At 74.8% G+C, this 26,998-nt stretch carries 27 protein-coding genes and 1 riboswitch; of the genes, 10 read left to right on the top strand and 17 right to left on the bottom strand.

The window, feature by feature from the left end:
• Positions 1–18: 18 nt before the first annotated feature.
• From AB0398_RS09615 to AB0398_RS09650, 8 genes are all read right to left on the bottom strand, one after another.
• Positions 19–1,488 carry an APC family permease gene (locus AB0398_RS09615; RefSeq protein ID WP_366373347.1) on the bottom strand — a complete coding sequence of 490 codons (1,470 nt, stop codon included), beginning with the start codon at positions 1,486–1,488 and terminating at the stop codon, positions 19–21.
• A gap of 195 nt (positions 1,489–1,683) precedes the next feature.
• Positions 1,684–3,642: an FUSC family protein gene (locus AB0398_RS09620; protein WP_366373349.1), complete on the bottom strand. Its 1,959-nt coding sequence runs from the start codon at positions 3,640–3,642 to the stop codon at positions 1,684–1,686.
• 100 nt (positions 3,643–3,742) lie between these two features.
• Positions 3,743–4,120, bottom strand: a complete 378-nt coding sequence (locus tag AB0398_RS09625; protein ID WP_366373350.1) for a nuclear transport factor 2 family protein — start codon at positions 4,118–4,120, stop codon at positions 3,743–3,745.
• A 47-nt stretch (positions 4,121–4,167) separates the two neighbouring features.
• The gene (locus tag AB0398_RS09630; protein ID WP_366373351.1) at positions 4,168–4,404 is read right to left on the bottom strand and encodes a DUF2630 family protein; all 237 of its coding nucleotides are present in this window, start codon (positions 4,402–4,404) and stop codon (positions 4,168–4,170) included.
• An 18-nt stretch (positions 4,405–4,422) separates the two neighbouring features.
• Positions 4,423–5,466, bottom strand: a complete 1,044-nt coding sequence (locus tag AB0398_RS09635) for an endonuclease/exonuclease/phosphatase family protein (RefSeq protein WP_366373353.1) — start codon at positions 5,464–5,466, stop codon at positions 4,423–4,425.
• A 55-nt stretch (positions 5,467–5,521) separates the two neighbouring features.
• Entirely contained in the window at positions 5,522–5,950 is a 429-nt protein-coding gene (locus AB0398_RS09640) for a hypothetical protein (protein ID WP_366373355.1), read from the bottom strand.
• A 5-nt stretch (positions 5,951–5,955) separates the two neighbouring features.
• The gene (locus AB0398_RS09645; RefSeq protein ID WP_366373356.1) at positions 5,956–6,456 is read right to left on the bottom strand and encodes a hypothetical protein; all 501 of its coding nucleotides are present in this window, start codon (positions 6,454–6,456) and stop codon (positions 5,956–5,958) included.
• Positions 6,457–6,493: 37 nt separating this feature from the next.
• On the bottom strand, positions 6,494–7,291 hold the full coding sequence (locus AB0398_RS09650; protein ID WP_366373357.1) for an alpha/beta fold hydrolase: 798 nt from the start codon (positions 7,289–7,291) through the stop codon (positions 6,494–6,496).
• Between the two features lie 77 nt (positions 7,292–7,368).
• Between AB0398_RS09650 and AB0398_RS09655 the strand changes: the two genes are divergently transcribed.
• The 4 genes from AB0398_RS09655 (at position 7,369) to AB0398_RS09670 (ending at position 11,076) form a co-directional block, all read left to right on the top strand.
• Positions 7,369–8,703, top strand: a complete 1,335-nt coding sequence (locus AB0398_RS09655; protein ID WP_366373359.1) for a PLP-dependent aminotransferase family protein — start codon at positions 7,369–7,371, stop codon at positions 8,701–8,703.
• Between the two features lie 97 nt (positions 8,704–8,800).
• Positions 8,801–9,208 carry a hypothetical protein gene (locus AB0398_RS09660; RefSeq protein ID WP_366373360.1) on the top strand — a complete coding sequence of 136 codons (408 nt, stop codon included), beginning with the start codon at positions 8,801–8,803 and terminating at the stop codon, positions 9,206–9,208.
• 36 nt (positions 9,209–9,244) lie between these two features.
• Complete coding sequence (locus tag AB0398_RS09665; RefSeq protein WP_366373362.1) at positions 9,245–10,213, top strand: ATP-binding cassette domain-containing protein; 969 nt, start codon at positions 9,245–9,247, stop codon at positions 10,211–10,213.
• Positions 10,210–11,076, top strand: coding sequence for an ABC transporter permease (locus AB0398_RS09670; protein ID WP_366373364.1), 867 nt, complete (start codon positions 10,210–10,212; stop codon positions 11,074–11,076). Before AB0398_RS09665 ends, AB0398_RS09670 begins: the two co-directional genes overlap by 4 nt.
• A gap of 44 nt (positions 11,077–11,120) precedes the next feature.
• Here AB0398_RS09670 and AB0398_RS09675 read toward each other — a convergent pair whose 3' ends face one another.
• The 4 genes from AB0398_RS09675 to AB0398_RS09690 form a co-directional block, all read right to left on the bottom strand.
• Positions 11,121–11,495, bottom strand: a complete 375-nt coding sequence (locus AB0398_RS09675; RefSeq protein ID WP_366373366.1) for a VOC family protein — start codon at positions 11,493–11,495, stop codon at positions 11,121–11,123.
• Positions 11,496–11,618: 123 nt separating this feature from the next.
• A complete protein-coding gene (locus AB0398_RS09680; protein ID WP_366373368.1) occupies positions 11,619–12,044 on the bottom strand; it encodes a universal stress protein in 426 nt (141 codons plus the stop codon).
• A 74-nt stretch (positions 12,045–12,118) separates the two neighbouring features.
• Positions 12,119–12,742 carry an FMN reductase gene (locus tag AB0398_RS09685; RefSeq protein WP_366373370.1) on the bottom strand — a complete coding sequence of 208 codons (624 nt, stop codon included), beginning with the start codon at positions 12,740–12,742 and terminating at the stop codon, positions 12,119–12,121.
• 4 nt (positions 12,743–12,746) lie between these two features.
• Positions 12,747–13,826, bottom strand: a complete 1,080-nt coding sequence (locus tag AB0398_RS09690) for an LLM class flavin-dependent oxidoreductase (protein WP_366373721.1) — start codon at positions 13,824–13,826, stop codon at positions 12,747–12,749.
• 247 nt (positions 13,827–14,073) lie between these two features.
• Between AB0398_RS09690 and cbiE the strand changes: the two genes are divergently transcribed.
• The 3 genes from cbiE to AB0398_RS09705 all read left to right on the top strand — a co-directional run bounded on the left by cbiE (position 14,074) and on the right by AB0398_RS09705 (position 16,801).
• Entirely contained in the window at positions 14,074–15,342 is a 1,269-nt protein-coding gene (gene cbiE / locus AB0398_RS09695) for a precorrin-6y C5,15-methyltransferase (decarboxylating) subunit CbiE (protein ID WP_366373723.1), read from the top strand.
• The gene (gene cobM / locus AB0398_RS09700) at positions 15,339–16,088 is read left to right on the top strand and encodes a precorrin-4 C(11)-methyltransferase (protein WP_366373371.1); all 750 of its coding nucleotides are present in this window, start codon (positions 15,339–15,341) and stop codon (positions 16,086–16,088) included. Before cbiE ends, cobM begins: the two co-directional genes overlap by 4 nt.
• 356 nt (positions 16,089–16,444) lie before the next feature.
• Positions 16,445–16,801, top strand: a complete 357-nt coding sequence (locus AB0398_RS09705) for a type II toxin-antitoxin system prevent-host-death family antitoxin (protein WP_366373373.1) — start codon at positions 16,445–16,447, stop codon at positions 16,799–16,801.
• Positions 16,802–16,886: 85 nt separating this feature from the next.
• On the opposite strand, the gene AB0398_RS09710 is transcribed toward AB0398_RS09705, so the two are convergent.
• Positions 16,887–18,017, bottom strand: coding sequence for a cobalt-precorrin-5B (C(1))-methyltransferase (locus tag AB0398_RS09710; RefSeq protein ID WP_366373375.1), 1,131 nt, complete (start codon positions 18,015–18,017; stop codon positions 16,887–16,889).
• A 12-nt stretch (positions 18,018–18,029) separates the two neighbouring features.
• On the opposite strand from AB0398_RS09710, the gene AB0398_RS09715 reads away from it, so the two are divergent.
• Positions 18,030–18,755 (top strand): cobalt-precorrin-6A reductase, encoded by a 726-nt coding sequence (locus AB0398_RS09715; protein WP_366373377.1) that lies wholly within the window; start codon positions 18,030–18,032, stop codon positions 18,753–18,755.
• A gap of 179 nt (positions 18,756–18,934) precedes the next feature.
• Here AB0398_RS09715 and AB0398_RS09720 read toward each other — a convergent pair whose 3' ends face one another.
• The 4 genes from AB0398_RS09720 to AB0398_RS09735 form a co-directional block, all read right to left on the bottom strand.
• Positions 18,935–20,431 carry a precorrin-2 C(20)-methyltransferase gene (locus AB0398_RS09720; RefSeq protein ID WP_366373379.1) on the bottom strand — a complete coding sequence of 499 codons (1,497 nt, stop codon included), beginning with the start codon at positions 20,429–20,431 and terminating at the stop codon, positions 18,935–18,937.
• The gene (locus AB0398_RS09725) at positions 20,428–21,078 is read right to left on the bottom strand and encodes a precorrin-8X methylmutase (RefSeq protein ID WP_366373381.1); all 651 of its coding nucleotides are present in this window, start codon (positions 21,076–21,078) and stop codon (positions 20,428–20,430) included. The genes AB0398_RS09720 and AB0398_RS09725 overlap by 4 nt, the downstream gene beginning before the upstream one ends.
• A complete protein-coding gene (locus AB0398_RS09730) occupies positions 21,075–22,292 on the bottom strand; it encodes a cobalamin biosynthesis protein CobG (protein WP_366373383.1) in 1,218 nt (405 codons plus the stop codon). The genes AB0398_RS09725 and AB0398_RS09730 overlap by 4 nt, the downstream gene beginning before the upstream one ends.
• A gap of 133 nt (positions 22,293–22,425) precedes the next feature.
• Positions 22,426–22,809 (bottom strand): hypothetical protein, encoded by a 384-nt coding sequence (locus AB0398_RS09735; protein ID WP_366373385.1) that lies wholly within the window; start codon positions 22,807–22,809, stop codon positions 22,426–22,428.
• On the opposite strand from AB0398_RS09735, the gene AB0398_RS09740 reads away from it, so the two are divergent.
• Both AB0398_RS09740 and cobN read left to right on the top strand, forming a co-directional pair.
• A complete protein-coding gene (locus AB0398_RS09740) occupies positions 22,808–23,056 on the top strand; it encodes a hypothetical protein (RefSeq protein ID WP_366373387.1) in 249 nt (82 codons plus the stop codon). The two genes, AB0398_RS09735 and AB0398_RS09740, sit on opposite strands and share 2 nt — an antisense overlap.
• Before the next feature lie 53 nt (positions 23,057–23,109).
• Positions 23,110–23,236, top strand: a riboswitch (cobalamin riboswitch).
• A 39-nt stretch (positions 23,237–23,275) separates the two neighbouring features.
• Complete coding sequence (cobN, locus tag AB0398_RS09745) at positions 23,276–26,893, top strand: cobaltochelatase subunit CobN (RefSeq protein WP_366373388.1); 3,618 nt, start codon at positions 23,276–23,278, stop codon at positions 26,891–26,893.
• Positions 26,894–26,998 lie beyond the last annotated feature (105 nt).

The raw sequence follows: 26,998 nt of genomic DNA on the forward strand, positions 1-26,998 counted from the left end.
CGGCGGCTGCCGGACGGCTCAGAAGTCTGTCGCGTAGCTCTTGTCCCGGGCGCCCGGGGTGGCCGCCCCGGCGGCGGCCGAGGCGGCGAGGGCGCGGACGGCGTCGAGACGGGCCGGGCGGCGGTAGTAGTCGCTGCCCCTCCCCGCGTACACGGCCAGCGGGACCACGCCGAGGAGCAGGCCGCCGAGGCCGATGGCGAGGGCGGTGGTGGAGAGTTCGCCCAGCGACTCGACGAAGGCCCACAGCATGAACGCCGAGCCGAGCAGCGGCCAGAGGCCGCCGACGAGCAGGTTCTTCACGGAGCGGAAGAGCAGGCCCTTGTAGGCGACGACGGCGGCGATGCCCGCCAGGCCGTAGTAGAAGGCGATCTGGAGGCCGATCGCGGAGACGGCGTCCCGGAGGATCTGCTGCACGGAGCCGGCCGCCGCCGCGGCGGCGAACAGCAGCAGCGCCGCCCCGCCGACCGTCGCGATCGCGATCCACGGGGTGTTCCAGCGCGGGTGGACGGTGCCGAGCGCGGTCGGCAGGGTCCGGTCGCGGCCCATCGCGAAGAGCGAGCGGGTGACCTGGATGAGGGTGGTCTCCAGGGTGGCGACGGTCGACAGGAGGACGGCCACGACGAGGAGCTTGCCGCCGACGCCGGGCCACACCTCCTGGCCGACGACGGCGAGGACGTTGGGCCCGGCGCGGTGGATCTCCTCCGAGGTCAGCAGCACGTTGACGGCGACGGTGATGGCCACGAAGAGGACGAAGACGAAGCCGACGCCGACGAGCGCGGCGACCCCGGCGGTCCGGCGGCTGTTCCGGGTCTCCTCGCTGAGGTTGCTGGTGACGTCCCAGCCCCAGTAGTAGAACGCGGCGATCAGCGCGCCGGCGGCGAAGCCCCCGGGGCCGTCGAACCGGGCGAGGCCGAACCAGGACCAGTCGAAGGCGGTGGCGTGGCCCCGGTGGGCCACGGCGGCGAGGACGAAGCCGACCAGGATCAGCATCTCGACCCCGGACATGATCAGCTGCGCCCGTACGGTGAGCCGGGCGCCGCCCAGGACGACGAGCAGCATCACCAGGAACCAGCAGGCGCCGACGGCCGCCGCGAGCGCGGTGTGGTCGGCGAGGCCCGGGGCGACCAGGGAGAGCGTGAGGGAACCGGCGGGCAGCGAACCGGCCACCATGAAGACGGTGGTGGAGAAGACGAGCGCCCAGCCGGAGAGGAAGCCGAGGAAGGGGTGGAGGGTGCGGCCCACCCAGGAGTACGCGGCACCGGCGTTGACGTCGATCCGGCCGAGCCGGGCGTACGCGAGGACGATGCCGAGCATGGGTATCGCGCAGTACAGCAGGGCGGCGGGGCCGCCGACGCCGACCGCGCCGAAGAGGACGGCGGTGGTCGCGGCGAGCGAGTAGGCGGGGGCGCTGCCGGCGACGGCCATCACGATCGTGTCGAAGGTGCCGAGGACATTGGGCTGGAGCCCTCTGCTGGTGGTGGTGCGCATGGCGGATCCTCGGGGCGCGGGGGGTGAGGCAGGGCGAAGTGGCCCGCCCGCCGAGCCGGTTGCCGACGGCGGCGGGCGCGGATCACGGTGAATCGAGCGCATCGTAGTCGCCGGGACGGCTTCCGGTAACGGCGGCGGGGAGGGTTCCGTTCCGTGACCGCCGGTAAGTTCTCCCGTGCGCCCCCCGGAGGGGGGTTACCGCAGGTCGGGACCGGCGATGGCGCGGGCCGCGCGGACCTCCTGGCGGAGCGGTTCGAGGACTCCGTTCTCGTCCCCGGGCAGCTCGGTGCGGACCTCCGTGAGGGTGTCGTCCGCGCGCAGCCCGTCGGCGAGTTCGCGCAGTTCCCGCTCCACCTCGGCGGCCTCCTCGGGGGCGGGCGCGGGGGCGCCGTGGTCGATCCGGATGCGGGCGGCGGTGGTGGCGTCCGCGATCCGCTCGACGGCGACGACCAGCGGCCACCAGGCGGCGGCGCGGGGGCCGGTCGGCGGGGGTTCGGTCAGGGCCCGCTGGAACTCGGTGCGGACGGTCGACAGGTCCCGGTAGAGCGCCCGGCGGGCCCGCAGCCGGGCGTGCGGGTCGGGCCGCTCGCCGTCCGCGAACGCCCGGGCCACGTAGTCGGCGGTGTCGGAGACGGCGTCCGCGAGCCGGTCCCCGATCCGGGTGTGCCAGGACTCGGGCCAGAGCAGGTAGCCGGCGACGAGGGCGATCCCGCAGCCGATGAGCGAGTCGTAGAGGCGGGGCAGGACGAGGCCGAAGCCCTGGTGGTTGAGGGTGTCGGAGAGCAGCAGGATCACCGGGGTGATGGCCGCCGTCTGGAAGGCGTACCCCTTCGCGGAGAACGCCGGGATCAGGGCCGCGAGCACCGTCATCACGGGCACGTCCCACCAGCCTCGGGGCACCTCGGCGAGGACGAGGGCGGCGAGGAGGACGCCGAGGGCGGTGCCGAAGGCGCGGAGCACGGCCCGGGAGAAGACCGAGCCGAAGTCGGGCTTCATCACGAAGGTGACGGTGAGGGCGACCCAGTACGAGCGGGGCACGGCGACCAGCGACACCAGGGCCTGCGCGAGGCCGATGCAGAGCGCGAGCCGCAGGCCGTAGCGCCAGGAGGCCCCGGAGAGGAGGACGGCGCGGGTGGTCCGGCGGATCCGGACCCGGAGCGCGGCGGGCCGGCCGAGCCGGTCGTCCACGTTGTGGGGGTCGGGGTCCGTCTCGTGGACGACGTGCGCCGCGTGCCGCAGCGCGTGGTCGACGGCCTTCTCGGAGGGCCGCTCGGGGGCGGGCAGGTCGAGGTCGGGGGCGCCGGTGCGGCCGTCCTCGACGGCGTCCGCGAGCTTCCGGACGGCGGCCGGGACCCCGGCGGGCGGCGGGCCGGTGATCCGGGCCCGCAGATGGGCGGCGGGCGCGGCCTCGACGAGCGGGACGACGACGTTGAGCCGCGCGAGCAGCCGGACCGGGGCGGCGGCGCGGCCGTGCTGCCGGGCCCGGCGGGCCAGGACCAGGTCGTACGCGTGGTTCAGGGCGGCGGTGACGGCCTGCCGCCGCTCGTCGTACGCGGAGGTCCCCGCGGCCTCGTAGAGGTCGGCCACCGCGCGGTAGGTGGCGGCGACGGCGGCCTTCTCGGGCGCGTCGCGCCGCAGCGGCCAGCCGAGCAGGGTGAGGACGAGGACGACGAGCCCGCCCAGGGCGAGCAGCAGCGGCGCCGTCCACCACGGGTCGGGCATGGGCAGGCCCGCGCCGACGACGGCGTTGAGCAGCAGCAGGAGGCCGGAGACGGAGGCGACCGCGCCGATCGAGGAGATCATCCCGGAGACGAGCGCGACGCAGGTGAGGACGGCGACGGAGGCCCATCCGTACCCGAAGACGAGGGTGCCGAGGGTGACGCCGACGGCCCCGAAGAGCTGCGGCACGGCGATGTTGAGGACCCGCATCCGGTAGGCGTCGGCGGTGTCCCCGATGACCCCGGACAGGGCGCCCATCGACACCAGCGCCCCGTACGCGGGCCGGTCGACGGCCAGGCCGACGGCGAGCGGCGCGGACAGGGCGACGGCGGCGCGCAGCACGGCGGCCCACGGGACCGGCGCGGGGGCGGGCCGCATTCCGGCGGTCAGCCAGGCGGGCGGGGTGAGCCGTCCGGCTCCTTCGGATCGCGCCATGCCCACCAACGTACTGGCGGGGCGCCCGCGCCGCCGCGCCCGCGCCCGGCCCCGGGCCGTCGCACGGGCTCGATGCGGGCGGCACGCCACTCGGGGCGCGTCACATGGGCTCGACGAACGCGGCCCGCCACACGGGGCTCGGGTCGGAGCCGGGGGTCGTCCAGTACTCCGTCCCCCGGACGATCCGGCCGTCGCGGACGGTCCAGAACGACACCGCGCGGAAGATCCCGACGCCCTCGTGCGGGACCTCGACCTCGGAGACGGCCTCGCCGTCCCCGGCCACGATCCGCAGCACCCGGACCGACCAGCCCTCCGGGTACTCGCGGTTCACCGCGACGTAGTTGTCCCTGCCCACGATCCGTTCGCCGCTGACCGGCCACTCGACGACGACGTCCTCCGCGAACAGGGCGGCGAGGCCCTCCCAGTCCCGCGCCTGCATCCGGTCCCACAACGACCCGACCACGCTCGACGATTCCATGCGCGCACTCTGTCAGAGGGGTCCGACAACCGGCCCGGCACCGCCGCTCAGCTGCGGTACGACTCCACCTCGGCCGCCGGGCGGAGGGTGGCCGTGTCCGGATCCTCGCCGAACTCCGCCTTGGCGCGGCGCTGGCGCAGCAGGTCCCAGCACTGGTCGAGGCGCACCTCCAGTTCGGCCAGGCGGGCGCGCTCCTCGGGCAGGAGGCCGCCGGTGCGCTGCCGCAGGGCGCGCTCCTCCTCGACGAGGGCACCGATGTCGTCCAGGATCTCCTCGTTGTCCATGCCTTCCAGCGTGGCCGATCAGCGCTCTCCCCGCAGGTCGAGATCGGCGAGGACGGCCCGGTGGTCGGTGCCGGCCAGATCGAGGAAGCGGACGTCGTCCACGCTGAACTCGTCGCTGACCAGCACGTGGTCGATCTGGACGTACGGGGGGACCGGCCCCTCCATGGGCCAGGTGGCGGCGCGGCTCTTGCGCGCCGCCCAGGCCGCGTCCCGCAGGCGGCCCTCCTTCAGGATCGCGCGGAAGGCCGCGTGGTCCTGGGAGGCGTTGAAGTCCCCGGCGATCAGCGTCGGGCCCGTGCGCGGGGCGGCGAAGTCCCCGATGCGGCCCAGCTCCCGCTTCCAGACGTCCACCTGGCCCGGCACCGGCGGCATCGGGTGGGCGAGTTGGACGCGCACGGAACGCCCGGCGATCTCGGCCGTGGCACCCGGCATCCCCATGGCCGCCGGGATGATCCGCCGGTCGCGCAGCGGATGGGCGCTGAGCAGCACGGAGCCCGCCGATCCGTCGGCCTCGACGGCGGCGCGGTGGGGGAGTTCGGCCGCGAAGGCCGCGGTGAGGGCGCGCCCGCAGGCGCGGTCGCACTCGGAGACGTACACGAGGTCGGGGCGCTCGCGCCGGACGGCGGCGATCAGCGCGTCCGTGGCCCGGCCGAACTCGACGTTGGCGGCGAGGACGCGGACCTGGGCGAGGGGCAGCCCGTGGCCGACGACGGTCCACGTCGTGTACGGCAGGGAGCTCCAGGCGGTGGCGGCGAGGACGACGACGGCGGTGAACGCGAGGCCCCGGCGGCGGGCGACGGCGGCCAGGAGGAGGCCGATTCCCGCGGGGACGGTCAGCCAGGGGAGGAAGGAGAGGAGCTGCGGGACGGGCGTGATCCCGTCCGTGTCCAGGAGGCGGCAGGCGGTGATCAGGGCGGGCACGACGAGCAGGAGCCCGGCCAACAGGGCGACCGGGCGGCGCCGGGGCCGGAGGGGCGGCGGGCCGGGGATCGGGGCGGGGCTCGTCGCGACGGTCCCGGGCTCCCGCTCGGGGGCGGCGGCGAGGGCGGGGTCGAAGTCCACGCCGTTCAGTGTCGCAGGATCGGTCCCGGCGTCGCCGGTTCCGGCCCGGCCCGCCTCAGTGCCGCAGGGCCCGGCCGATCTCCGTCTTCGTCGCGCCCGAGAGCTGTCGATTGCTGCGCGCCGTGCCGGACTTGGACGCGCCCGGTGCCACGGCGTCGATGTTCAGGACGACGGTGTCGAGCAGCTTCCCGTCGGCGTCACGGAAGTCGACCTTGACCGTGTAATCGGCGTTCTGGTCCTTCGGGTTGGTCGCGGTGATCTCCGCGACCGTCCGGTCGCCGTCGGCGCGAGGGGCCCCGGCCTTCACGTCGCCCTTCGCGTCCACACCGTCCTCGACCTCGTTCATCTTCCGCTCGGCGGCCGAGGCGACCGCCGCCGTCGCGGACGAGACGGCACCGCCGGCCGCGTCCTTGGCGGCGTCGCAGCCGGTGGTGAGGGCGAGCGCCGCCGCGAGGACCGCGGCGGCTCCGGCGGTGCGTCCCATGCGCGCTAGTACCTCTCGTCCGGGCCGTACGCCTCGTCCGTGGCCAGCGCCCAGATCACGAAGATCGAGACGGCCATGGAGAAGAGCGCCCACCAGGGCTGGTAGGGCAGGGAGAGGAAGTGGAAGAGGACGTTGAGGGAGGCGAGCGTGATGCCCGCGGCGCGGCCCCACTCGGCGCCCTTGAGGATGCCGTAGCCGGCGATGACGAGGATCACGCCCAGGATCAGGTGGATCCAGCCCCAGGTGGTGAGGTCGAACTTGAAGACGTAGTCGCCGACCCGGGTGTAGACGTCGTCCTCGGCGATGCCGGCGATGCCCTGGAAGACGTCCATGAAGCCGATGACCAGCATGAGGACACCGGCGAAGAGGGTGCCGCCGGAGGCCCAGGCACCGGCGGTGCTCTGCTTGCGGGGCGGCGCTGCGTTCGGATTGCGGGGCGGCGCTGCGTGCTGGCCCTGGCTCTGGCCCTGGCCCGGACGCGCGGTCCCGTCGTCGTTCTGGCTCATGGGTCCATCGTGCGAGCGTCCGCACGCGGACGAACCTTCAAGCGGTCCGTTCGAGTGAACGCAGGAACGCCTCCAGGGCCGCGTCGAACTCCTCCGGCCGCTCCAGGTTGGGCAGGTGCGCGGCCCGTTCGACCACGGCGAGCGTGGAGCCGGGGATCAGCGCGTGCGTCTCCTCCGCGCCGGAGACCGGGGTGTACGCGTCGTCCCGGCCGACCACGACGAGCACGGGCACGGTGGCGGCGGCGAGCGACTCCCGGTAGTCGGGCCGCTCGGCCCGGCCGCGCAGGGCGGCCGCCGCCGCGACGGGGTCGGTGGCGCACATCATGCGGTGGACGTGGGGCGCGGCGTGCGTGTTGTACGGGGCGACCATCAGGTCCAGCACCTCGTCGGCGTACCCCCGCATGCCCTCGGCGAGGAGCCGGTCGGCCATGGCGTTCCGGGCGGCCCTGCCCTCCTCGGTCTCGGCGGCGGGGAAGGTGTCCGCGAGGACCAGGCCCCGGACGCGGCCGGGGTGGCGGCGGTGGAACTCCATGGCGATCTGGCCGCCCATGGAGAGCCCGGCGAGGACGCAGTCCTCGACGCCGAGGCCGTCGAGGAGGGCGGCCAGGTCCCCGGCGAAGACGTCGAGGCCGACGGCCTTCGCGTCCGTCGCGAGCGGGGTGGAGCCGTAACCGCGCAGGTCGGGGGCGATCACCCGGTGCGTGCGGGAGAAGCGGTCGAGCTGGGGCCGCCACATGGTGTGGTCGAAGGGGTGGCCGTGGACGAGGAGGAGGACGGGTCCGGAGCCCCGGTCCTCGTAGAAGGTCTCGGTACCGGCTGTTCGGGAGACGGGCATGACGGCAGGCTAGGCAGCGCCGACTTCTCGGTGCAATGAAAACTTTGCCCTCGGTGCAATGGGAGAAGGAGTGCCCCGTGGAGGAGTACCGGAGGATCGCGGACCGCGTCGAGGCGGCCGTGCGGGACGGGCGGCTGCGGCCCGGCGACCGGCTGCCGCCCCAGCGCGTCTTCGCCCGGCGGCACGGGATCGCGAACTCGACGGCGATCCGGGTGTACGGGGAGCTGGCCCGCCGGGGCCTGGTCGTCGGGGAGGTCGGGCGCGGCACCTTCGTCCGGGCGGCGCCCCCGCCGCCGGGGCCCGCGCTCGTCGAGGCGACCGGGACCGCGCCCGTCGACCTCCAGCTCAACTACCCGGTCGCGGAGGGTCAGTCGGAGCTGATGGCCCGCGCGCTCACGGCCCTCGCCCGGCCCGGCGTCCTCGCCGGGACCCTGGCGCGGCCGGCCGCCGCCGACGGCACCCCGGAGGCCCGCGACGCGGCGGCGGCCGTGCTCGCCGGGACCGGCTGGGCCCCGGACCCCGGGAACGTCCTCTTCGCCGGGAGCGGCCGCCGGGCCGTCGCCGCCGCGCTCTCCGCGCTCGTGCCGCCCGGCGGACGCCTGGGCGTCGAGGAGCTCACGTACCCCCCGCTCAAGGCCGTCGCCGAACGGCTCGGCATCCGGCTCGTGCCTCTCGCCCTCGACGCCGAGGGGGTGCGGCCCGGGGCGCTCGCGGCGGCCCACCGGACGGCGCCGCTCGCCGCCGTCTACCTCCAGCCGACCCTGCACAACCCGCTCGCGACGACCGCCGGGGAGGAGCGGCGGGCCGCGCTCGCCCAGCTCCTGCGCGGGCTCGACCTGACGGCCGTCGAGGACACCACCTGGGCCTTCCTCGACCCCGCCGCGCCCGCCCCGCTCGCCGCGCACGCGCCCGAGCGCGTCGTCCTGGTGGACAGCCTCTCCAAGCGGCTCGCCCCCGGCCTGACCGTCGGCTACCTCGTCGTCCCCGGCCGGCTGCGCGCGGCGGTCGCGGAGGCGCTGCGCTCCGGCGCCTGGACGGCGGACGGGTTCGCGCTCGCCGCCGCGACCCGCTGGGCCGGGGACGGGACGGTCGCGGAGGCCGTCGCCGCCAAGCGGGCGGACGTGGTCGCCCGGCACGCCCTGGTCCTGCGGCGGCTCGCCGGACAGGCCTTCCGGACCTCCCCGCACGCCTACTTCTGCTGGTGGGAGCTGCCCGCGCCCTGGCGCGCCGAGACCTTCGCGGCGGCGGCCGCCGCACGCGCGGGCGTGGCGGTCACCCCAGGCGGCGCCTTCGCGACGGGCCCGGGGGCGGCGCCCGGCGCGATCCGGGTGGGCCTGGCCTCGCCGCCGCACGCCGTGCTCGACGGGGCCCTCGCCCGCCTCGCGGACCTCGCGGCGTCCGGACCCGGCTGATCCACTTGCGGCGCACCGGTCGCGGGTGTGCCCTGGAGGGTGCGGGAACCAGGGGGTGAGAGGCGCCGGAGGCGCCCGAGACGAAGGAGCTCCTGCCATGGCCGCACACGCAGCGGTGCCCGCCCGGCGGCGCCGGGTCAGCACCCACGGCTGGGCCGTGCCGATCACGATCGGCGTCCTGTACGGCTTCTACGCCGAGACGAACGCCCGCCACGGCGGTCCCCTCGCCCTGAGCCAGCTCTGGATCGGCCTCGTCTCCGCCGTCGTGCTCTCCGTGGCGATCCACACCCTCCACCGCTACGGCCGGGCCCTTCCCCGCGTGCCGCGCGCCGCCGCGTGGGGCGCCCTGGTGGGCATCTCGGTCGGCTACGCCTACAGCCTCACCGACGCCACCGTGCTTTCGTCGAGCGGGCTCGGCCTGGCGTCCGCCCTGGCCACCACGGTCGCCGCCCACTACTTCTTCTACACCCACGAGGGCACGGCGGGCCGCCCCGCGACCCGCTGACCGGAACACGGACGCCGGGGACGACGGAGGAACCGCATGACCGACCTCGCCATCGAGACCGAGGGCCTGGTCAAGGTCTTCGGCACCAACCGGGCCGTGGACGGCGTCGACCTGCGGGTCCCCGCCGGAACCGTCTACGGCGTCCTCGGCCCCAACGGCGCCGGCAAGACGACCGTCGTCAAGGTGCTCGCCACCCTGCTCCGGCCCGACGGGGGCCGGGCCGGGGTCTTCGGCAAGGACGTCGTCAAGGACGCCGACGCCGTACGCGGGCGCGTGAGCCTCACCGGCCAGTACGCCTCCGTCGACGAGGACCTGACCGGTACGGAGAACCTGGTGCTGCTCGGCCGGCTGCTCGGCCACTCCCGGCCCGCCGCTCGCGAGCGCTCCGAGCAGCTCCTCGCCGCGTTCGGCCTCGCGGAGGCGGCCGACAAGCAGATCAAGAACTACTCGGGCGGCATGCGGCGCCGCATCGACATCGCCGCGTCCATCCTCAACACCCCCGACCTGCTCTTCCTCGACGAGCCGACCACCGGCCTCGACCCGCGCAGCCGCAACCAGGTCTGGGACATCGTCCGCGCGGTGGTCGCCCAGGGCACCACCGTCCTGCTGACCACCCAGTACCTGGACGAGGCGGACCAGCTCGCCTCCCGGGTCGCCGTCATCGACCACGGCAGGGTGATCGCGGAGGGCACGAAGGGCGAGCTGAAGGCCTCGGTCGGCTCGGGCTCGGTGCACGTGCGGCTCCGGGACCCCGAGCGGCGGGGGGAGGCCGAGCGGGTCCTGCGCGGCGCGCTGCGGGCCACCGTCCAGCTCGACCCGGACCCGGTCGCGCTCACCGCCACCGTCGACGGCCACGGGACGGACCTCGGCGCCGCCGAGCAGGCGGCACGGGCGCTCGCGGAGCTGGCGCGCTCCGGGATCACGGTCGACAGCTTCGCGCTCGGGCAGCCCAGCCTCGACGAGGTGTTCCTGGCGCTGACGGACAGGAAGGGAACGGCGGCATGACCACCGTCACCACCGGCAAGGACACGAAGGGCACCGACACCGCCGAGTTCGCCGGCCTCAGGGCGGAGGAACTCACGAAACTCCTCGTCGGGCGGTCCCGTCCGCCTCGCCCCGGCGCGCTCTCCGCCTCGATGACGTTCGGCTGGCGGGCCATGCTGAAGATCAAGCACGTGCCGGAGCAGCTCTTCGACGTGACGGCGTTCCCGATCATGATGGTGCTGATGTACACGTACCTCTTCGGGGGCGCGCTGGCCGGTTCGGTCTCCTCGTACGTCCAGTTCCTGCTGCCCGGCATCCTGGTGATGAGCGTCGTGATGATCACGATGTACACCGGGATCTCGGTCAACACCGACATCGAGAAGGGCGTCTTCGACCGCTTCCGCACGCTCCCGATCTGGCGCCCGGCGCCGATGGTCGGCTACCTCCTCGGCGACGTCGTGCGCTATCTGATCGCCTCCGCCGTGATGCTGACGGTCGGCGTGATCATCGGCTACCGGCCGGACGGCGGCCTCCCGGGCGTGCTCCTCGGGGTCGCGCTGCTCCTGGTGTTCTCGTTCTCCTTCTCGTGGATCTGGACCATGTTCGGCCTGCTGCTGCGCAGCGAGAAGTCCGTCATGGGCGTCTCGATGATGGTGATCTTCCCGCTGACCTTCCTGTCGAACGTCTTCGTCGACCCGAGGACCATGCCGGGCTGGCTCCAGGCCTTCGTGAACAACAACCCGGTGACCCACGTGGCGAGCGCGGTCCGCGAACTGATGGCGGGCGGCTGGCCTGGCGTGGACGTCGCCTGGTCCCTGGGCTGGTCGGCGGTCTTCGTCCTCGTCTTCGGCTGGGTCACGATGCGGCTGTACAACCGCAAGTAGAGCTCCAGGAGCCGGGGCCCCGGCCATGATCCGCCGGACAGGCCCTAGGCGGCCGTGCGCGGGACGGTCTGCTGGACCGACCAGCGGTTGCCGTCGGGGTCGGCGAAGTACACGAAGGAGCCCCACGGCCGGTCGTCGATGTCGCTGACCTCGATGCCGCGCCCGGCGAGGTCGTCGTGGGCCTCCTGGATGTCGGCGACGACGACCTGAAGGTTGTCCAGGGAGCCCGGCTCCATTCCGGTGACGCCCCTGCCGAGGGCGATCGAGCAGGCCGAGCCGGGCGGGGTGAGCTGGACGAAGCGCACGTCCTCGCTCACGGTGACGTCGTGGTCGGCGTGGAAGCCGGCCTTCTCGTAGAAGGCCTTGGCCCGGTCGACGTCGGTGACGGGGACGCCGATCAGCTCCAGCTTGATGTCCATACGGGCTCCTCACGCTCCTCACGGGCGCGGGCCGCGCCGCGCGGCCCCACCGGCATCATGCGCCGGGAGGCCGCGCGCCGCCGCTCGGGAGGGCCCGGGGGCGGGTTTTCCGGGGGCGGGGTCCTACTCGCCCCGGACGACCACGACCGGGCAGGGCGCGTGCTGGGCGACCTGGGTGGAGACCGAGCCGAGGACGGCCGCCCGGAAGCCGCTGTGGCCGCGGTCCCCGACGACGACGAGGCTCGCGCCCTTCGCCGCGTCGACCAGGGCCTGCGCGGCGTTGCCGCCGACCACCGTGCGGACGGCGTCGGCCGCCGCCTCCGGGGCGAGCGCGTCGGCCAGGGCCTGGTCCAGGATCTGCGCGGCGAGCCGCTCGGGGTCGAACTCCGCGGGCACGCCCGGCATCAGCGTCGCCCAGGAGGCCGGGTACTCCCAGGCGATGACCGCCTCCAGGGAGTCCCCGGTCAGGGCGGCCTGCCCGGCCGCCCACTTCAGGGCCTTCAGCGCGGGCTCCGACCCGTCCACGCCCACCACGATCCTGCCGGCCATCGCCGACCTCCGTCCGTCGTACGGCACCTCGGTGCGATCCGTCTCCAACGTAACAAATCGGTTGGACCGGGCGGTCAGTCGAGGCGCAGATCGGCCAGTTGGCGTTCGAACGGCACGACCTCGTCCTCGTCCGCCTCCCGGGCCGGCCGGGCCGCGACCGCGTCCGCGAACTCGTATCCGGCCCGGTTGATCCGGGCGGGGAGCCCTTCGGTGTACTCGTCGCCGCCCGAACCCCAGTCCTCCGAGGCCGCGTAGACGGCGGTCGGGACGGTCAGGGCCCGCAGGTAGGCGAAGAGCGGCCGCAGGGCGTGGTCCAGGACCAGCGAGTGGCGGGCGGTGCCGCCGGTCGCCCCGATCAGGACCGGAGTGCCGGTCAGCGCGGCCGGGTCGACCAGGTCGAAGAACGACTTGAACAGACCGCTGTACGAGGCCGTGAAGACCGGCGTCACCGCGATGACGCCGTCCGCGCCGGTCACCGTGTCGATGGCCTCCCGGAGCCTCCCGGAGGGGAAGCCGGTGACGAAGTTGTTCGCGATGTCGACGGCCAGGTCGCGGAGTTCGACCACCTCGACGTCGACCGCGTACTCCTGCTCGGCCAGCCGGTAGCGGGCCGCCCGGAGGAGCCGGTCGGCGAGGAGCCGGGTCGAGGAGGGGCTGCTGAGGCCGGCCGAGACGGCGACCAGCTTGAGCGTGCGCATGACGTCAGACCTCCTGGGACTTCACGACGGCGGGGTGGAGCGGGGCGGTGGCGGGGACGCCGGCCGGGCGCAGGTTCTCGAACTCCTTGCGCAGCACCGGGACGACCTCCTCGCCGAGGATGTCGAGCTGCTCCAGGACGGTCTTCAGGGGCAGTCCGGCGTGGTCGACCAGGAACAGCTGGCGCTGGTAGTCGCCCACGTACTCGCGGAAGGACAGGGTCCGCTCGATGACCTCCTGCGGGGAGCCGACGGTCAGCGGGGTCTCGCGGCTGAAGTCCTCCAGGGAGGGGCCGTGGCCGTAGACCGGAGCGTTGTCGAAGTACGGGCGGAACTCCCGTACCGCGTCCTGCGAGTTCTTCCTCAGGAAGACCTGGCCGCCGAGGCCGACGATCGCCTGCTCGGGAGTGCCGTGGCCGTAGTGCGCGTACCGCTGCCGGTAGAGCCGGACCATCTTCTCGGTGTGCTGCTTGGGCCAGAAGATGTGGTTCGCGAAGAAGCCGTCGCCGTAGTAGGCGGCCTGCTCGGCGATCTCCGGGGAGCGGATGGAGCCGTGCCAGACGAACGGCGGGACACCGTCGAGCGGGCGCGGGGTGGACGTGAAGCCCTGGAGGGCGGTGCGGAACTTGCCCTCCCAGTCGACCACGTCCTCCCTCCACAGCCGGTGCAGCAGCGCGTAGTTCTCGATGGCGAGCGGGATGCCCTGGCGGATGTCCTGGCCGAACCACGGGTAGACCGGGCCGGTGTTGCCGCGGCCCATCATCAGGTCGACGCGGCCGTCGGCGAGGTGCTGGAGGGTCGCGTAGTCCTCGGCGATCTTCACCGGGTCGTTGGTGGTGATCAGGGTCGTGGACGTGGACAGGATCAGGTTCTCCGTGCGGGCGGCGATGTGCCCGAGGAGGGTGGTGGGGGACGACGGGACGAACGGCGGGTTGTGGTGCTCCCCGGTCGCGAAGACGTCGAGCCCGACCTCCTCGGCCTTGAGCGCGATGGCGACGGTGTCCTTGATCCGCTCGTGCTCGCTGGGGGTGCGGCCGGTGGTGGGGTCGGTCGTCACGTCGCCGACGGTGAAGATCCCGAACTGCATCGTGCTCACCTCTCGCGTTCCCGGGGTGCCTCTCCCGGCTAGTGGTTGAAGCTTAAACTATCTGCTCCAACGGCGCCACCGTCCGGGGTATTCCGGACCCCGGTGCCCCCGCCCCGGCGCGCGGTCCCGGACGTGGGTCCTCCCGGACGTGAGCACTCCCACAAGCCGCCGCGAGCAGGGGAAACCCCGGGCTCCCGTAGAGTTCGGCGGCGTGAACGGTGCGGGTGTGGACGGTGCGGCGGGTGCGATATCGGATGCGATATCGGTCGTCGGGATCGGCGCGGACGGCTGGGACGGACTCCCCGGCGCCTCCCGCCGCGTCCTGCGCGCCGCCGGGGTCCTGATCGGCGCCCCCCGTCAGCTCGACCTGTTGCCCGGCGACTGCCCCGGCGAGCGGATCGCCTGGCCCTCCCCCCTCCGCCCGGCCGTGCCCGGCCTGCTCGCCGCCCACGCGGGGCGCGCGATCGCCGTCCTGGCCAGCGGGGACCCCTCCTTCTACGGCATCGGCCGCACCCTCGCGGAGACCGTCGGCGCCGACCGGCTCCGGATCCACCCGCACCCCTCCTCCGTCTCGTACGCCTGCGCCCGGCTCGGCTGGCCCCTGGAGGAGACCGAGACGGTGTCCCTGGTGGCCCGGCCGCTCGCCGCCCTCGCCGCCGTCCTGCACCCCGGGCGCCGGATCCTCGTTCTCGGCGAGGGCCCGGAGACCCCCGCCGGCGTGGCCGCGCACCTCCGCGACACCGGCTGGGGCGGCACCCGGATCCGGGTCCTGGAACAGCTCGGCGGGCCCCGCGAACGGCTCCTCGACGCGACCGCCGGCACCTGGCCGTACGAGCGGACCGACGCGCTCCACGTCCTCGCGCTCGACTGCGTGCGCGACCCGGACGCGCTGCGGCTCGGCGCCGCGCCGGGCCTGCCGGACGAGGCGTACGAGCACGACGGGCAGCTCACCAAGCGCTACGTGCGCGCCGCCACCCTCGCCGCCCTCGCGCCCGCCCCCGGCGAACTCCTCTGGGACGTCGGCGGCGGCTCCGGCTCGATCGGCATCGAGTGGATGCGGACCCACCGCGCCTGCCGCGCCGTCGCGATCGAGAAGAGCCCCGAGCGGGCCGCCCGCATCGCGCGCAACGCCGACGCGCTCGGCGTCCCCGCCCTGAAGGTCGTCACCGCCCCGGCGCCGGAGGGCCTGGCGGGCCTGCCGACCCCGGACGCGATCTTCGTCGGCGGCGGCCTGACCGCCCCCGGCCTGCTCGCGGCCTGCTGGGACGCGCTGCCCGCCGGCGGCCGGCTCGTCGCCAACACCGTCACGCTCGAATCCGAGGCGCTGCTCGCCGAGGCCCACCGCCGCCACGGCGGGGAACTCGTCCGGCTCGCGGTCGCCACCGCCGTCCCCGTGGGCGGCTTCACCGGCTGGCGACAGGCGATGCCGGTCACGCAGTGGTCGGTGACGAAACGGCCCGACACGGAGGGGTCCGTCACGCGGCGGCCCGTCACGAAAGGTTCTGAAGAGGGATGACCGTCTACTTCATCGGCGCGGGCCCCGGCGCGGCCGACCTGATCACCGTGCGCGGCGCGCGGACCCTGGCGAAGTGCGGGGTCTGCCTCTACGCCGGCTCCCTCGTCCCCGTCGAGTTGCTCGCCGAGTGCCCGTCGGACGCGCGGCTCGTCGACACGGCCCGTCTCGACCTGGACCGGATTATTGCGGAGATCGCCGCCGCCCACGAGGCCGGGCGGGACGTGGCCCGGCTGCACTCCGGCGACCCGTCGGTGTTCAGCGCGGTCGCGGAGCAGATGCGCCGCCTGGACGCGCTCGGCATCCCGTACGAGGTCGTCCCCGGCGTCCCGGCCTTCGCGGCGGCGGCCGCCGCGCTGAAGCGGGAGCTGACCGTCCCGACGGTCGGCCAGACCGTCATCCTCACCCGGATCGCGCAGCAGGCCACGCCGATGCCGGAGGGCGAGGACCTGGCGACCCTGGGCCGCAGCGGCGCCCTGCTCGTCCTCCACCTCGCCGCCCGCTACGTCGACCGGGTCGTCGCCGAACTCGTCCCGCACTACGGCGCGGACTGCCCGGCCGCCGTCGTCGCGATGGCCAGCCGCCCCGACGAGGTCGTCCTGCGCGGCACCCTCGACGACATCGCGGCGCAGACGAAGGCGGCCGGGATCACCAAGACCGCCGTCATCATCGTCGGCCGCACCCTCGCGGCCTCCGAGTTCCGCGACAGCCACCTGTACGACCCGGCCCGCGACCGCCACGCCTGCTGACGAACGGCGCACACGCGGGGGCGACCGGTACACGTGGAGGGCGACCGGTACACGCGGAGAGGGTGACCGCGCATACGCGGAGGGGCCGACCAGTACACGCGGAGGGGCCGACCCCGGTATACGCGGAGGGGTCAGCCGGTACACGCGGAGGGGCCCCGGGGAGATCCCCGGGGCCCCTCCGTCACCACGGCCCGGCTCAGGTGTTCGGCCGCTTGCCGTGGTTCGCGCCCTTCTTCTTCCGGGCCCGCCGCTTGTTGCCACGCTTCGACATGAGTCTCCCTCTCGGTCGCTCGGTCGGGTGTTCGCCGGTAAGCCTAGGGGCGGAGTGCTGGAATCGCATGTCGGCGGGCAGGAGCATGGACCGCACGCAGATCACGCGCCGGGAGTTCGGCCGGAGGCCCTCGTGGGTCCTCGCCGCGGTCAGGGCGGGCGAGCCCGTCACCGTCACCGAGAACGGTGCCGCCGTCGCGCACGTGGTGCCGACCGGGGCCGGGGCGCCCCCGCACCCCACCGACCCCATGGGCGAGATCGGCCTTCCGGACCTCGGCCTTCCGGACCTCGGCCCCCGCGACCGGCTCCGGGAGCTCGTCTCCTGGCTGGAGGAGCAGCACGGACCGGTGACGGAGGCCGAGCGGGACGCCGCACGCGCCGAGCTGGACGAGCTCGACGCCGGGCACGAACGCCGCCGCCGGGCGCGGGAGGCGCGCGGATGAGGTCGTGCGACGGGACAGCCGGGCCGACGGCTCCGGGGGCCCGTCCCGGACGGTGAGCTGCCGACGGCAGGAACGGCCCCCCGCTCTACGCCCCCGCCCCCGGCCCCTTCACCGACGACCGCCCCACCACCGTCCCCGCGCGGTCGACACAGATCACGTCCACCGCGACCGGGGCGCCGCGCAGGACCGTCAGGGACTCGTCGCGGGCGCGGGCCGCGACCAGGTCGCCGAGGGGGACGGCGGCGGCCTCGCAGAGGCGGAGGGCGGCCAGGCCGGTGTTCGCGGCGGCGATCTCCGCCGCCAGGGACTCGGACGCGCCGCCCGAGCGGGCCAGGTCCGCCAGGAAGCCCTTGTCGACCTGGGAGCGGGCCGAGTGCAGGTCCAGATGGCCCGCCGCCAGCTTGGAGAGTTTCGCGAAGCCGCCGCAGACCGTCAGGCGGTCCACCGGGTGGCGGCGGACGTACTTGAGGACCGCGCCCGCGAAGTCGCCCATGTCCAGCAGGGCGATCTCCGGCAGCTCGTACAGCTCCGTCACCGTCCGCTCCGAGGTCGAGCCGGTGCAGCCGGCGACGTGCGTGAGGCCGCCCGCGCGGGCCACGTCCACGCCCCGGCGGATCGAGTCGATCCAGGCCGAGCAGGAGTACGGGACGACGACGCCGGTCGTGCCGAGGATCGACAGGCCGCCGAGGATGCCGATCCGGGGGTTCCAGGTGGAGCGGGCGATCTCGGCGCCGTGGTCCACGGAGATCGTGATCTCCACGTCCCCCGTGCCGTCGTGCGCGGCGGCGACCCGCGCCACGTGCTCGCGCATCAGCTGCCGGGGCACCGGGTTGATCGCCGGCTCGCCCACGTCGAGGGGCAGTCCGGGGAGGGTGACCGTGCCGACGCCCTCGCCCGCCCGGAAGACCACGCCCGAGCCCGGCGGCAGGAGCCGTACCGTCGAGCGGATCACCGCCCCGTGCGTGACGTCCGGGTCGTCGCCCGCGTCCTTCACCACCGCCGCCATCGCCGTGTTCCCGGCGTGCTTCTCGGCGGTGAGCGCGAACGACGGCGTCTGCCCCTTCGGCAGCGTGATCGTCACCGGGTCCGGGAAGTCGCCGGTCAGCAGGGCCGTGTACGCGGCCGTCGTCGCCGCCGTCGCGCAGGCACCGGTCGTCCAGCCCGGGCGCAGACCGGTGTGCTTGAGTTGGGCCTCGCGCCCGCCGCCTGAACTCACGAAGGGGCTCCTGTGCACGTACTCATTCTCGGCGGGACCACCGAGGCCCGCGCCCTCGCGGGACTGCTCCACCCCCGCGTCCGGGTCACCAGCTCCCTCGCGGGACGGGTCGCCCGGCCCCGGCTGCCCGAGGGCGAGGTCCGGATCGGCGGCTTCGGCGGCGCCGACGGGCTCGCTGCCTGGCTCGGGGAGCACGCGGTGGACGCGGTCATCGACGCCACCCATCCCTTCGCCGAGCGGATCAGCTTCAACGCGGCCCTCGCGACCGCCACCGCCCATGTTCCCCTGCTGGCCCTGCGCCGCCCCGGCTGGGTCCCGGAGGAGGGCGACGACTGGCGGGACGTCGGCTCCCTGACGGAGGCCGCCGCCGCCCTCGACGGCCTCGGCGACCGCGTCTTCCTCACCACCGGCCGCATGGGCCTCGCCGCCTTCGCCGACCGCCCGGAGTGGTTCCTCGTCCGCTCGGTCGACGCCCCCGAGGCCCCGGTGCCGGCCCGTACCGAGGTCCTCCTCGACCGGGGCCCCTTCACCCTCGACGGCGAACGCGAACTGCTGCGCCGCCACCGCATCGACGTCCTGGTCACCAAGGACAGCGGCGGCGCGGCCACCGCCCCGAAACTGACCGCCGCCCGCGAGGCCGGCGTTCCGGTCGTCGTCGTCCGCCGGCCCCCGGTCCCGAAGTGCGTACGGACGGCGACGACCCCCGAGGAGGCCGCCGCCCTGGTCCTCGGGTACTGAGTACCAGGGCGTGTGTCGAAAGTGGCGTCGTCTGCCCGAAGGGCAGGCCCGGCGGTGTCCGGTGCGTGCGATCGCAAGGCGGAGGGTCGCCCCGATACTGGTTGTATCGGGGCGACCCGACAACGCGGCGAGCGTGCGTGCCGGGCGCCGCCGGGCAGGCGGGACTTTCGACACACGCCCTAGCCGTACCGGCGCGGCGTCCACGTGATCGTGCGGCCGTCCGCGCGTTCCACCGCCCGGGTCTGCGAGGAGCCGATCAGGAGCAGCGTGCGCATGTCGACCTCGGAGGGGTCCAGGGTCTTCAGGGTCAGCACCCGGACCGACTGCTCGGGGCCGCCCACGTCGCGGGCGACGACCACCGGGGTGTCGGGGGAGCGGACCTCCAGGAGGAGCTCGCGGGCGGCCGCCACCTGGTGGGTGCGGGACTTGGAGCCCGGGTTGTACAGGGCGATGACCAGGTCCGCGCCGGCCGCCGCGCGCAGCCGGTCCGCGATGACGTCCCAGGGCTTGAGGCGGTCGGAGAGCGAGATCGTCGCGTAGTCGTGGCCGAGCGGGGCGCCCGCCGCCGCCGCGGCCGCGTTGGCGGCGGTCACGCCCGGCAGGACCCGTACGGGAACGTCCGCGTACTCCGGTTCCGACGCCACCTCCAGGACCGCCGTCGCCATCGCGAAGACGCCCGGGTCGCCGCCCGAGACGACCGCGACCCGGTGCCCGCGCCGGGCCAGGTCGAGGGCGAACTCGGCGCGTTCCGACTCCACCTTGTTGTCGGAGCCGTGGCGCCGCTGGCCGGGGCGCAGGGCCGGCACCCGGTCCAGGTAGGTGGTGTAGCCGACCAGGTCGTCCGCGTTGACGAGCGCGCCGCGCGACTCCGGCGTCAGCCAGGGCGCGCCCGCCGGACCCGTGCCGACCACGACGACCTCGCCCCGCTCCCGTACGGGGGGCTCCTCGTCGACGCGGGACGGCAGGACGGCCACCGAGAAGTACGGGACGGACTCCGGGTCCACCTCCGCCAGGCGCCCGGTCCGCTCGCCCGCCATGAACGCCCGCTCCACGTACCGCGCGTCCTCCAGGCGGCCCGCCCGCTCCAGGGCCCGCCGCACGGTCGGGAAGGTGCGGCCGAGCTTCATCACGACCGCCGAGTCCGTGCCCGCGAGCCGGGCCGTCAGCTCGTCCTCCGGCAGCGTGCCCGGGACGATCGTCAGGACCTCCTCCGCCTCGCACAGCGGTTCGCCGAGCCGGGCGGCGGCGGCGCTCACCGAGGTGACGCCGGGGATGACGGTCGTGTCGTAGCGGTGCGCGAGCCGCTTGTGCATGTGCTGGTACGAGCCGTAGAAGAGCGGGTCGCCCTCGGCGAGGACCGCGACCGTGCGGCCCGCGTCCAGGTGGGCGGCGAGCCGGGCCGCCGCCTCCTCGTAGAAGTCGTTCAGGGCGCCCCGGTAGCCGCCGGGGTGGTCCGTGGTCTCCACCGTGAGCGGGTACATCAGCCGCTCCTCGACGTGGTCCTCGCGCAGGTGCGGGGCCGCGATCGAGCGGGCGATGGAGCGTCCGTGGCGGGCCGAGTGGTAGGCGATCACGTCGGCCTCGGCGATGGCCTTCACGGCGGCGAGGGTGAGGAGGTCCGGGTCGCCGGGGCCGAGCCCCACGCCGTACAGCCTGCCGATGGTGTTCCCGGTCACTGCTGGATCTCCGCTTCGTGCGCGAGGGCGTTGATCGCGGCGGCCGTCATGGCGCTGCCGCCGCGCCGGCCCCGGACGACGAGGTGGTCGAGGCCGAGGGTGTTCTCGGCGAGGGCGTCCTTGGACTCGGCGGCGCCGATGAAGCCGACCGGTATGCCGAGGACGGCGGCGGGCCGCCCCGCGCCCTTCGCGACCATCTCCAGGAGGTGGAAGAGGGCGGTGGGGGCGTTGCCGATGGCGACGACGGAGCCTTCGAGGCGGTCCCGCCACAGTTCGAGGGCGGCGGCGGAGCGGGTGGTGCCGAGCTCGGCGGCCAGGGCCGGGACGGCCGGGTCGGAGAGCGTGCAGACCACCTCGTTGTCGGCGGGCAGCCGCTTGCGGGTGACGCCGCTGGCGACCATCCGCGCGTCGCAGAGGATCGGCGCGCCGGCCCGCAGCGCGGCGCGGGCGCTCGCGACGACGCCCGGCGAGTACGCGATGTCCTGGACGAGGTCCGTCATGCCGCAGGCGTGGATCATCCGGACCGCCACCTGGGCGACGTCGGCGGGCAGGCCCGTGAGGTCCGCCTCGGCGCGGATCGTGGCAAAGGAGCGGCGGTAGATCTCCGTGCCGTCCTTCTCGTAGTCGAACATCCTGTTCTCGCTCATTTCGTTGTGCGGGGCGCGGTACGGGCCGTGGTGACCGCGGGGGCCAGATCGGTACGGGGGACGGGGGCGCCGTCGACCAGGTAGCCGCCGCCGGGGGCGGCGAGGACGTCGACCCAGTCGCCGTGCGGGTGGCCGCAGCGGCGCTCGCACCCGGAGTAGTGGACGGGCAGGCCGGGACGGCCGGGGGCCGCGTCCGCCCGGACGTCCGCGAGGGACCTGGCGCAGCCGGGCCGCCCGGTGCAGGCGCTGACGCCGGCCCAGGGGGAGTCGGGCCGGGTGATCAGTCCGGCCGCGTCGAGCGCGGGCGTCCGGTCGGGCCCGGCGCCGACGACGACGGCTCCGCGCCAGGGCGTGAGCCGCACCTCGTCGGCGGGCAGCAGGGCCCGCAGCTGGGCGGCGGTGAGACGGCCGAGGGGGGCGAGCACGTGGAGGGCGGCGGGGCCGAGGGGGCCGGGGGCGGGGGGCGGCCCCTGCGGCAGGACCGGCTCCGGTACCTCTTCCACCACGAGCGCCTCCCGTACGTCCCGTACGTCGGCCCCGTGCCCCTCCGGCAGTTCCCGTACGCGCCAGGCGCCGGTGCCGGCCGCGCGGGCGGCGGAGAGGAAGACACGGGCGGCGGCGAGGGCGGCGCGGGGCGCGTCGTCGGCGGCGACGCGCACGGCCCGGCCGCCCAGGTGCAGGAGCGCGGTGCGGGGGTCCACTGCGACCAAGGTCACATCCCCGCCGAGGCCGGTGACGTCGCCGCGGCCGTCGTCCAGGACGAAGAGGAAGCGCCCGGAGAGCGCGGCGGCCCAGGGCGCGGCGCAGAGCCGTTCGTCCAGCTCGCGGGCCCACAACTGCACGTCGGCGGCGCCGAGTCCGTCGAGGCCCGCGGCCGGGGAGACCACGATGTTGCGGACGCGCTCGTGGGTGGCCGAGGGCAGCAGGCCCGCCTCCGCCAGGAGCGCCGCGAGCTCCGCCCCGCAGCCGTCCGCGAGGCCGCGCAGCTCGGCGTTCCCGCGCGAGGTGACGCTGATCCGCCCGTCCCCCAGGGACTCGGCGGCGTCCGCCAGGACCTCGACCTGATGCGCCGTCAACCTCCCTGCGGGCAGCCGCAGTCGGGCCAGGTGCCCGTCGTCGGCGGAGTGCAGCCGCAGCGCCCCGGGGCAGGCGTCGCCGCGCTCCCGCACACGGGGTGCGCCGGGGGCGGGCTTCGGGGTCGGGACGGGCGGCATGGCGGCGAGCATACCCACGGGAAAACCGGCGGTCGGCGGGGTGTGACGGGCCTGACTCGGGGGGCTCGGGCGGGCGCGGCCGACCCGGCCCCCGGTGCTTCGGCGGGCGCGCTCCGGTCCCGCCGGACGTGCCCTAGGACGTTCCGCCCGCGGTCGCGAGCAACGCGCTCGCCGCCAGGACGGGGACGAGGAGGGTGGTGCAGAGCCAGACGGACGCGACGCGGTCCATGGTGATCTCCTCGCCGCTCAGCAGTTGGGCGAAGTGGTGCCGGTACATCCGGCGCCGGAACGGGAGCAGGGCGACCGGCATGGACACGGCCATGACGCTGTACAGGAACAGGTAGATCCCCTCCCGCTCCCGGTTCAGCAGCTCCAGCAGGGCGACCACGGAGAAGAGGGCGGGGAACCCCGCGAAGACGACCCGCACGGCGGTCTTCCGCATGCCCTCCGCCCTGTCCCGCAACTCCTCCGGCGCCTCGTCGATCCCGGTGGCGGAGAACCTCTCCATCGTGATCATGAGCACCAGGGTCGCCGCCGTCGCGATCAGCCACCACGTGTGCACCGGTACGGAGAACAGCACCGTCCACCCCCTTTCCTCGCACCGGCTCGCGCCGGGTGGCGTCAGCATGACCGGCCCGCCCGGCGCCGCGCACTGCCGGTGCCCGGCAGTCTTCGGCCCGCGCTCCTGCGCGCCCCGGCTCCCGGCCACCCCGGCCCCCGGCGCGGAGGCACCGGTCCGCTGTCCGCCCCAGGACCCGGTGTGATCCGCCTGACCCTCCCGCTCCCTCCGGCGTCCGGAGCTCACGATCTAGGATGCAAGCGGCATGGGGTCCCAGGACCCCGGGGAGGAAGCCCGGTGAGATTCCGGCGCGGTCCCGCCACTGTGAGCCGGCCCGGTGTTCTCGGGCCGGTGAGTCAGGAACTCCTGCCGTCCACACGACCACCCGGGGCGCGGACAACCCCGAGGAAGGCCTGCGCTCGCCATGCTTCTGCTGCTGTCGCACTCCGACACCGACCTGCTCAGCGCCCGCGCGGCCGGCGGACCGGTGGAGTACCGGTTCGCCAACCCGTCCCGGCTCCCGCTCGCCGACCTCGACGGGCTGCTCGACGGCGCCGAACTCGTCGTCGTCCGGCTCCTCGGCGGGCTCCGCTCCTGGCAGGACGGGCTCGACGCGATTCGCGCCGCCGGGAAGCCTGTCGTCGTGCTCAGCGGTGAGCAGGCGCCCGACGCGCAGCTCATGGAGGCGTCCACCGTGCCCGTCGGCGTCGCCACCGAGGCGCACGCCTACCTGGCGCACGGCGGCCCCGCCAACCTGGAGCAGCTCGCCCGCTTCCTCTCCGACACCGTCCTGCTCACCGGCCACGGCTTCGAGGCCCCGGCCGCCGCCCCCACCTGGGGCCCGCTGGAGCGCACCCCGAAGGCCACCGAGGGCCCGACGATCGCCGTGCTCTACTACCGCGCCCACCACATGAGCGGCAACACCGCCTTCGTCGGCGCCCTGTGCGACGCGATAGAGGACGCCGGCGCGCGGGCCCTCCCGCTGTACGTGGCCTCCCTGCGCGCCCCCGAGCCGGAGCTGCTCGACACCCTCCGCACCGCCGACGCGATCGTCACCACCGTCCTCGCGGCGGGCGGCACCAAGCCCGCCGAGGCGCAGGCCGGCGGCGACGAGGAGGCCTGGGACGCGGGCGCGCTCGCCTCGCTCGACGTGCCGATCCTCCAGGCCCTCTGCCTGACCGGCTCGCGGTCCGCGTGGGAGGAGAACGACGAGGGCCTCTCCCCGCTGGACTCCGCCAGCCAGGTCGCCGTCCCCGAGTTCGACGGGCGCCTGATCACCGTCCCGTTCTCCTTCAAGGAGATCGACGAGGACGGCCTGCCCGCGTACGTGGCGGACGCCGAGCGCGCGGCCCGCGTCGCCGGGATCGCCGTGCGGCACGCCCGCCTCCGGCACATCCCGAACGCCGAGAAGAGGCTCGCGCTCGTCCTCTCCGCGTACCCCACCAAGCACTCCCGCATCGGCAACGCCGTCGGCCTGGACACCCCCGCCTCCGCCGTCTCCCTCCTTCGCCGGCTGATCGAGGAGGGCTACGACTTCGGGCCCGCCGAGGACCTCCCCGGCCTGGTCTCGGGCGACGGCGACGAGCTGATCTACGCCCTCATCGAGGCCGGCGGCCACGACCAGGACTGGCTGACCGAGGAGCAGTTGGCCAGGAACCCGGTCCGCATCCCGGCCGCCGACTACAAGCGCTGGTACGCGACCCTCCCCGAGGAGCTGCGCACCCACGTCGAGGAGCACTGGGGCCCGGCGCCCGGCGAGATGTTCCTCGACCGGTCGCGGAACCCGGAGGGCGACATCGTGCTCGCCGCCCTGCGGCGCGGGAACCTCCTCGTCCTCATCCAGCCGCCGCGCGGCTTCGGCGAGAACCCGATCGCGATCTACCACGACCCCGACCTCCCGCCGTCCCACCACTACCTGGCCGCCTACCGCTGGATCGCGGCCCGCGCCGAGGACGGCGGCTTCGGCGCCGACGCCATGGTCCACCTGGGCAAGCACGGCAACCTGGAGTGGCTGCCCGGCAAGAACGCCGGCCTGTCCGCCGCCTGCGGCCCGGACGCGGCCCTCGGCGACCTGCCGCTGGTCTACCCGTTCCTGGTCAACGACCCGGGCGAGGGCACCCAGGCCAAGCGGCGCGTGCACGCCACCCTGGTCGACCACCTGGTGCCGCCGATGGCCCGCGCCGACTCGTACGGCGACATCGCGCGCCTGGAGCAGCTGCTCGACGAGTACGCGCAGATCTCCTCCATGGACCCGGCGAAGCTGCCCGCGATCCGCGCCCAGATCTGGACCCTGATCCAGGCCGCCAAGCTCGACCACGACCTCGGTCTGGAGGAGCGCCCGGAGGACGACGGCTTCGACGACTTCCTGCTGCACGTCGACGGCTGGCTGTGCGAGGTCAAGGACGCCCAGATCCGCGACGGCCTGCACGTCCTCGGCGGCGCCCCGGCCGGCGAGGCCCGGGTCAACCTGGTCCTCTCCATCCTGCGCGCCCGCCAGATCTGGGGCGGCACGCAGGCGCTGCCCGGTCTGCGCGAGGCCCTGGGCCTGGACGAGTCGGCCGCGACCCGCACCACCGCCGACGAGGCGGAGGCGAAGGCGCGCGAGCTCGTCGAGGCGATGGAGGCCGCCGACTGGGCGGTGGACGCGGTCGAGTCGGTCGCGGCCGACCACGGTCCCGACGTCCGGGCCGTGCTGCGGTTCGCCGCCGAGCAGGTCGTGCCGCGCCTGGCCGCCACCACCGACGAGCTGGCGCACGCCGTGCACGCGCTGAACGGCGGCTTCGTCCCGGCCGGTCCGTCCGGTTCCCCGCTCCGGGGCCTGGTCAACGTCCTGCCGACCGGCCGCAACTTCTACTCCGTCGACCCGAAGGCCGTCCCCTCCCGCCTCGCCTGGGAGACCGGCCAGGCGCTCGCGGACTCGCTCCTGGAGCGCTACCGCACCGACAACGGCGAGTGGCCGACCTCCGTGGGCCTCTCCCTGTGGGGCACGAGCGCGATGCGCACCGCCGGCGACGACGTCGCCGAGGCGCTCGCCCTGCTCGGCGTCCGCCCGCTGTGGGACGAGGCCTCGCGCCGCGTGAACGGCCTGGAGCCGATCCCGCTCGCGGAGCTGGGCCGTCCGCGCATCGACGTCACCCTGCGCATCTCGGGCTTCTTCCGCGACGCGTTCCCGCACGTCATCGGCCTCCTGGACGACGCCGTACGGCTGGTGGCCGGCCTTGAGGACGAGTCCGCCTCGGACAACCACGTACGGGCCCATGCGCAGGCCGACCTCGCCGAGCACGGCGACGAGCGGCGCGCCACCACCCGCATCTTCGGCTCCCGGCCGGGGACGTACGGCGCGGGCATCCTCCAGCTGATCGACTCCCGCGACTGGCGCACGGACGCCGACCTCGCCGAGGTGTACACGGTGTGGGGCGGCTACGCGTACGGGCGCGGGCTCGAAGGGCGCCCGGCGCGGGCCGAGATGGAGACCGCGTACAAGCGGATCGCGGTGGCCGCGAAGAACACGGACACGCGCGAGCACGACATCGCGGACTCGGACGACTACTTCCAGTATCACGGCGGCATGGTGGCGACCGTGCGCGCGCTCAAGGGCACGGCCCCCGAGGCGTACATCGGCGACTCGACCCGTCCGGAGACCGTCCGCACCCGCACCCTGGTCGAGGAGACCTCCCGGGTCTTCCGGGCCCGCGTGGTCAACCCGCGCTGGATCGAGGCGATGCGCCGCCACGGCTACAAGGGCGCGTTCGAGCTGGCGGCGACCGTCGACTACCTCTTCGGGTACGACGCCACGACGGGCGTGGTGGCCGACTGGATGTACGACAAGCTGACGCAGGAGTACGTCCTCGACCCGGAGAACCAGGCCTTCCTGAAGGAGGCCAACCCCTGGGCCCTGCACGGCATCGCGGAGCGCCTCCTGGAGGCCGAGTCGCGCGGCATGTGGGAGAAGCCGGACCCGGGGACCCTGGCCGCGCTGCGGCAGGTGTTCCTGGAGACGGAGGGCGACCTCGAAGGGGACGCGGACGGCTCGGACGACTGACGCGCGATCCTGCCGCGCCGTCACGTACGGCGTCACGGCCCGGCCGACCACTCGGCCGGGCCGTTTCGCGTTCCCGTGCCGGTGCGGCCGCCACCGCGTTCGTGG

The sequence above is a fragment of the Streptomyces sp. NPDC086147 genome, from assembly GCF_040702165.1.
Lineage (GTDB): Bacteria > Actinomycetota > Actinomycetes > Streptomycetales > Streptomycetaceae > Streptomyces.